The organism is uncultured Turicibacter sp., from assembly GCF_938044715.1.
Classification (GTDB): domain Bacteria; phylum Bacillota_I; class Bacilli_A; order MOL361; family Turicibacteraceae; genus Turicibacter; species Turicibacter sanguinis.
This window is the reverse complement of the sequence record NZ_CALIOS010000034.1, coordinates 1-5,476: the sequence shown is the minus strand read 5'-3', so window position 1 is coordinate 5,476 and position 5,476 is coordinate 1. Positions and strand designations below refer to the sequence as shown.

Sequence of the window (5,476 nt, the reverse complement as noted above, 5' to 3'; positions counted from 1 at the left end):
AAAACCTTCAATAGTTGCTTTATTGACGACTACTTTAGCATCATTAATTTGGATTTCAATTTTTTTATCTTTTTCATTGAAGCACTTACTCATGCCACCCACCATAGGATACGTTCGTTGACTCACCAACCCATCATCTAATGGGACTTCTTCAAGTTCATTTAATTTAATTCCCGCTTCATTAAACCATTGCTTTAATTCCTGTATCGTTAGTACTGCAGAAATACTTTCTTCCTCCTCACCTTCGATTTTCTTGGCTAAACACGGCCCCACAAAAACCACCTTGACATCTTGCCCATACTTCAATTTTAACATTCTAGCATGTGCCATTAACGGGGTAATGACTGGAATCAAATGCGGGATTACTTTAGGATAATGTTTTTCAATTAATAAATTAACAGAGGCACAGCAACTCGTAATATAACACTTATCTAAATGAAAATGCTGATACGTTTCATAGACTTGAGTTACGACTTCTGCTCCAACTACCGTTTCCTCTACATGCGAGACACCTAATTTCTTTAGCGCTGCAACTAATTTATGTCCCTGATTTTTAAAAACACCAAAAGCGGTTGGAGCTAATGAGACAACAACTGATTGGCCCGATTTTATAAATTGCTTAACTTTTTCTAATTCAGTTTCAATCTTCTTCACATTTTTAGGACAAGCCTTTAAACATAATCCACATGCAATACATCGTTCTTCCATAATAATCGCTTGCTCATTTTTAATCTTAATCGATTGGACCGGACAGGCTCGAACACAGGCGTAACAATTTTTACAATTTGCTTCTGAAAAACTAATAACCCCCATCCTCTCACTCCTTTCCTAATTGTGGTTTAATCACTGCTTCAAATAGTTTCTCTGCATCATCAGGAGAAACCGCCAATACTTCTTCATTCGGTCCCATAACAGAGACCGCCTCCGTGCAATGACCTAAACAAAAAGCAGCTCTTAATTCCAACACTTCTTGTAGCTGATGCTTTTCAATCAGCGATTGAAAAATCTGAATCACTTCATACGATCCTTTCAAATGGCATGAACTTCCCACACAAATTTTAATCGTTTTCACCCTCAATACTCCTCTCCAAAATAAATTCCTGTTTAACTTTATTCCTAACGACTCTTTCATAGTCTATCAATATTTTAATAATCAGACTTAACATTTAAGCTCTTTGGATACTAAGACAAACTATAGGGGAACCAACCCTCTCACCAAGAGTCATCCTATACCGTTTAAAAAACCAGTTAAACGTTTTTCGATTGTGAAAAACTTATCTAGACTTATATATTAACCCTCAAATACAACGAAAAAAAGATAGAATCTTGAAACGATCCTATCTCTTTTTTTGCGCTTTTCTCTTAGAAAAGCATATTTCCCGACAACTTCTGCAACCCCTTTCAATCGACAAACTATTTCCCGACATTATTTTCATTCGCCAGCAAACGACCTCTATTTCCCGACATAATTTTCAGTGCAAACTATTTCCTGATTTTGAAATAAAAAAAGCATGAGATAAACTCATGCTCATTGATCGAGTAAGCCATAGGTTAAAATATAATCTTCTAATACCCAATCATTTTCATAAATTTCAGAAGCCACTTCTACGCCAACATAACGCAGATGCCAAGGTTGATAAGTATATCCCACTTCTGCTTCACGATTCTCTGGATATCTAATAATAAATCCAAATTCATGAGCATGTTCTAACACCCATTTTCCTTCTTCAGTTTTAGCAAAATCAACCGATAAACTTTGATCGACACTATCACTCGTAACATCAATTGCTAATCCTAATTGATGTTCACTATGTCCAGGTCTCATACTAATTTTTTCTGCATATTCCATTCCCATTTCATACAGATCTTGTTCATAATTTTTTTTCTGTGTTTCATAGGAAATGTAACCTGACCGTAATAAAAGCTCAATCCCTTCCTCTTTTGCCGCTTCAAAGAGTTTTTCAGTGGCATCTGCTGCATCACGGCGTAAATAGTTCGTACCAGTCAATGCAAAGGTCGAAAGTGTAACATCTAATGGAACAAAATCAGTCGGCACATACGTTGCCTCTAATTGATAGTTTTTATTAACAAGTGCTAGCAGTTGATTTGGATTTGGAGTTGAAACAATCGCTTCATAAAAATTTGATTTAACATTTGGATATTTAGCATATTGAAGGGCATACGTAATCGAATGTCCACTATTTAAGACTTCATCATAAATTTCAAAATTAGCCGAACTAAAACTACTAGCAGTCATGAGTTCTAGTGTTTGAGATGGATTTAAATCGGTATCAATTAACGCTTTTAAATCAGTTAATTCACAGCTCGTATATAAGACCTCAATCTCCTCTGCTTGATATCCTTTTTGTTTTAGGGCTGGGAATATGGTATTTTGATATTCATCCACCCGAGCTATTGTTTCATTTATTCCAATTTGAGGATACCTTTTTTCATAGCTTACATACTCTAATAACGTATATAAATCATTTCCTGTTTCTTTGGCAAAGCTTAAAATACTATTTAAGGTTGTGATATCACCTGTTTTAATATATTGACTAAAGTTTGGTGACTGAAACCACATGTCAATCGTTGTTTCATCATAACCATTCTGAAGTAAAGTTGGAACAAAAACATGTTCAAAAAAAGAAGCCACGTACACAACTTCAGTTGCTTCTAACTCGGGATATTTTTCTTTTAAATCAACATATTCATCGTAGCAGTCATAATTAAAGTTTTTCACAAAAAGATAATCGAGTAGTTCTTCACTGCTTCTTTTATCTCTTATAATCTTATCAATCATCTCTGAATTTTCATTACGCAATTGAGTAATCACTTCTTTTGAGTACCCCAATCGTTCTAATTGCATCTCATCACTCATCATATGAGAATAAAATGTAAAGCCTATACCTAATAATGAAATTAATGCAATCACGACACATAATTTTTGCATATTTTAACGCACCCCTTTTTATATTCCATCCTATTATGTCCAGAGATAACCAAAATAAACCTAATATTTAACAATTTCCAAATTTAATTCAAATTAGTTCTTTGTCTTATGGTTATAATTGGGGATTTGTCTAGAAACAAAGCCTAGTTTAAGCATAAATTAATAATGTACCTAGGAGGTAAAAGAATAGTTTCATCCATTCAACTGCCTCCCATGTTCAGAAACGAGCATGGAGTGAGATTTTAAGAAATCTCCAACATCCTTTGAATTGCTGGGACCTCCTAAAGCTCATTTAACCACAACATAAGTTTGAAATAGACTAAGTGTGAAGGTTGCGAAAGCAGAAAAAATAAATGAGATGGCATAAGGTTAAATCCTACGTGCTCATACAATGGAAAATCAGCAGCGAAGCTCCGAATAGGAGAACGTTCAACGACTATCCCTATAAGGGAGTACACTACAAGCGATGGGTAGTGGAAGCGGAGGACATCCTCAAACTAGGATGATGATATAGTCTACACTCATATGAAAGTATGAGAGACCTATCCTTAGGTCACATAGAAGTAGCGCCTCTATGTTAATATATTCTTAAATTAAGGTGAGCTTATGAGTTCTGAAACTACTCGAACAATTAAATATAGTCCTGTTGCTGATACGCTTAGATTCATCAATCGTCTACAACAGGCTGCTACTCCAACAGATAGTAGCATCTTACGATATAACAATCTTATTTTAGGTGAAGCGTCTAAAGCTAATACAAGACCCTTTATTTTATATCTACCAAATGGAGAACCATTTAAATTAGCCACTCTTCCCGACTCTGGTCTTCAATCCGCTTCACTGTTTAGAGTCGAAGATGTCAATGAAAATAGTGCAACGATTAGAGCGTTGGCTTATAATTCAAATGCTAACTCAAATCATAGTAATGATGCTCGAGATATGAGTGATTCAGATGGTTTTAGACACATTAACACAATAAACGACGACCTCAATGTTTTTGAAAGACAAGGGCTAACTTCGATAAGTTTGATTCCTACCAAAACATTGTGTACCGTTGACTTAAACTCTTTCATAGCAATTCAATGCTTAGAAGATGTCTATGTACCACTAGATGATAACAATCTTTAATGATGGCGTATGGATGGTGTTGTTTAATCACAGCACCTTTTCTTTTATGCTAAAAAGGGAAAACCTCTCTTACAAACAGATTAGATGGGATGTTCTCATCTTACCCGCTTATAAAAGAGGTCCTAACTCGTTACATATGTAAGATTCTAATTCCTTCAATAGATGAAATTGGAATTTCCTCCACTTTATTCATCAAATTATCAATGCTAACCGTTGTTTCATTTGCTAAATTCAAAATTCCAGACTTAAGTGTTCCATCTTTTTTGACGATTTGTACAATTGGGGCTTTCATCGAAGTGGGACGATTGGTTAAATCACGGATGAACAATAATAATTCCCGTTGCTTTTCATCCATTGGTTCGACTGTTTCTTCTACCTCATCATCAGAGTTGTCGACATCTACCTCCTGTTTCTCCTCTAACCCTTCTCCATTTATTACTTCTTTACTTAACGTCTCAGTCGCTTTTGCATCAACTTCTATTTCTTCACTTACCATATTAGTTACTGGCACTTTAACCTCTACCGCTTCAGTATGTGTGTTAGTCTCAGAGGAATCCACTTCTATCTCTTCAATCGTAATATTGTTTTCATCATCAAATCCCTCTGTTTCTTCAACTTTAACATTATTCATTAAACCAACTGTTTCCTCTTGCTCTTGAAGATGATCATCCGTTTCATCGACTAAAATATCGACGCGTTCATACTCATCATCTTCTACTTCATCACTCACTTGTAATTTTTCGACCTTTTTAGCACTTTCATCGTGAGAAACTGTAAACTGATCAAAATCAAAAAAATCTGTACTTGCATAATTATGAACATAATCAGGATTTGATACATTATTTGGTTTTTCTGTAGGGGTTTTAAAATAACTTTGCTCACTGACAAAACATCCTAGATAACCAGTATCCACAAATAATAACGGTTCTTTTTCGACTTTTTTAGGCATTTTAATCCTCCTCTTTCGTTCGTCATAATATAACTTATGCACATTTTAGGTTTAGGTGAATCGCTCTCCTATTCGACTTCATGAGAAATGATAAGTTTTAAATAATCCAAACATTTTACTACATTTACTTATCAATCTTGTTATTATCTGATAGAATGAACATATAGCTTTTAAAGTCAGGTGATTAAATGAAAGATATTTTAAATAAATTTAAGATTTTATTTTATAATCCAATTATTGTCTATTTACTTCTTATTATCGGAATTAGTCTGGTTGCCATTACTTCCTCTGCACCGTTGACTGAAATCCAGTACGGAGCATCAGATTATGCCATGAGGCAAGGATTGTTTTATGGCATTGGATTTATCCTAACCTTTATCATCATCATCATTGGAACGGATCGAATTCGAGCTTTGAGATGGTGGTTATATGGATTTGTAATGATTTTA

At 34.7% G+C, this 5,476-nt stretch carries 5 protein-coding genes and 1 pseudogene; 2 read left to right on the top strand and 4 right to left on the bottom strand.

What is annotated here, in order from left to right:
- The 3 genes from QWC74_RS03555 to QWC74_RS03545 all read right to left on the bottom strand — a co-directional run.
- Positions 1–813 (bottom strand): [Fe-Fe] hydrogenase large subunit C-terminal domain-containing protein (locus tag QWC74_RS03555; RefSeq protein ID WP_288993916.1); only part of this gene is annotated, 813 nt, incomplete at its 3' end.
- A 4-nt stretch (positions 814–817) separates the two neighbouring features.
- Entirely contained in the window at positions 818–1,072 is a 255-nt protein-coding gene (locus QWC74_RS03550) for a (2Fe-2S) ferredoxin domain-containing protein (RefSeq protein ID WP_006784033.1), read from the bottom strand.
- 456 nt (positions 1,073–1,528) lie between these two features.
- Positions 1,529–2,950, bottom strand: coding sequence for a D-alanyl-D-alanine carboxypeptidase family protein (locus tag QWC74_RS03545; protein WP_288993915.1), 1,422 nt, complete (start codon positions 2,948–2,950; stop codon positions 1,529–1,531).
- 606 nt (positions 2,951–3,556) lie between these two features.
- Here QWC74_RS03545 and QWC74_RS03540 point away from each other — a divergent pair.
- The gene (locus QWC74_RS03540) at positions 3,557–4,078 is read left to right on the top strand and encodes a CotY/CotZ family spore coat protein (RefSeq protein WP_006784031.1); all 522 of its coding nucleotides are present in this window, start codon (positions 3,557–3,559) and stop codon (positions 4,076–4,078) included.
- A 130-nt stretch (positions 4,079–4,208) separates the two neighbouring features.
- Here QWC74_RS03540 and QWC74_RS03535 read toward each other — a convergent pair whose 3' ends face one another.
- The gene (locus tag QWC74_RS03535; protein ID WP_006784030.1) at positions 4,209–5,027 is read right to left on the bottom strand and encodes a hypothetical protein; all 819 of its coding nucleotides are present in this window, start codon (positions 5,025–5,027) and stop codon (positions 4,209–4,211) included.
- Positions 5,028–5,215: 188 nt separating this feature from the next.
- Here QWC74_RS03535 and QWC74_RS03530 point away from each other — a divergent pair.
- Positions 5,216–5,476, top strand: a pseudogene (locus tag QWC74_RS03530) (FtsW/RodA/SpoVE family cell cycle protein); the annotation flags it as partial.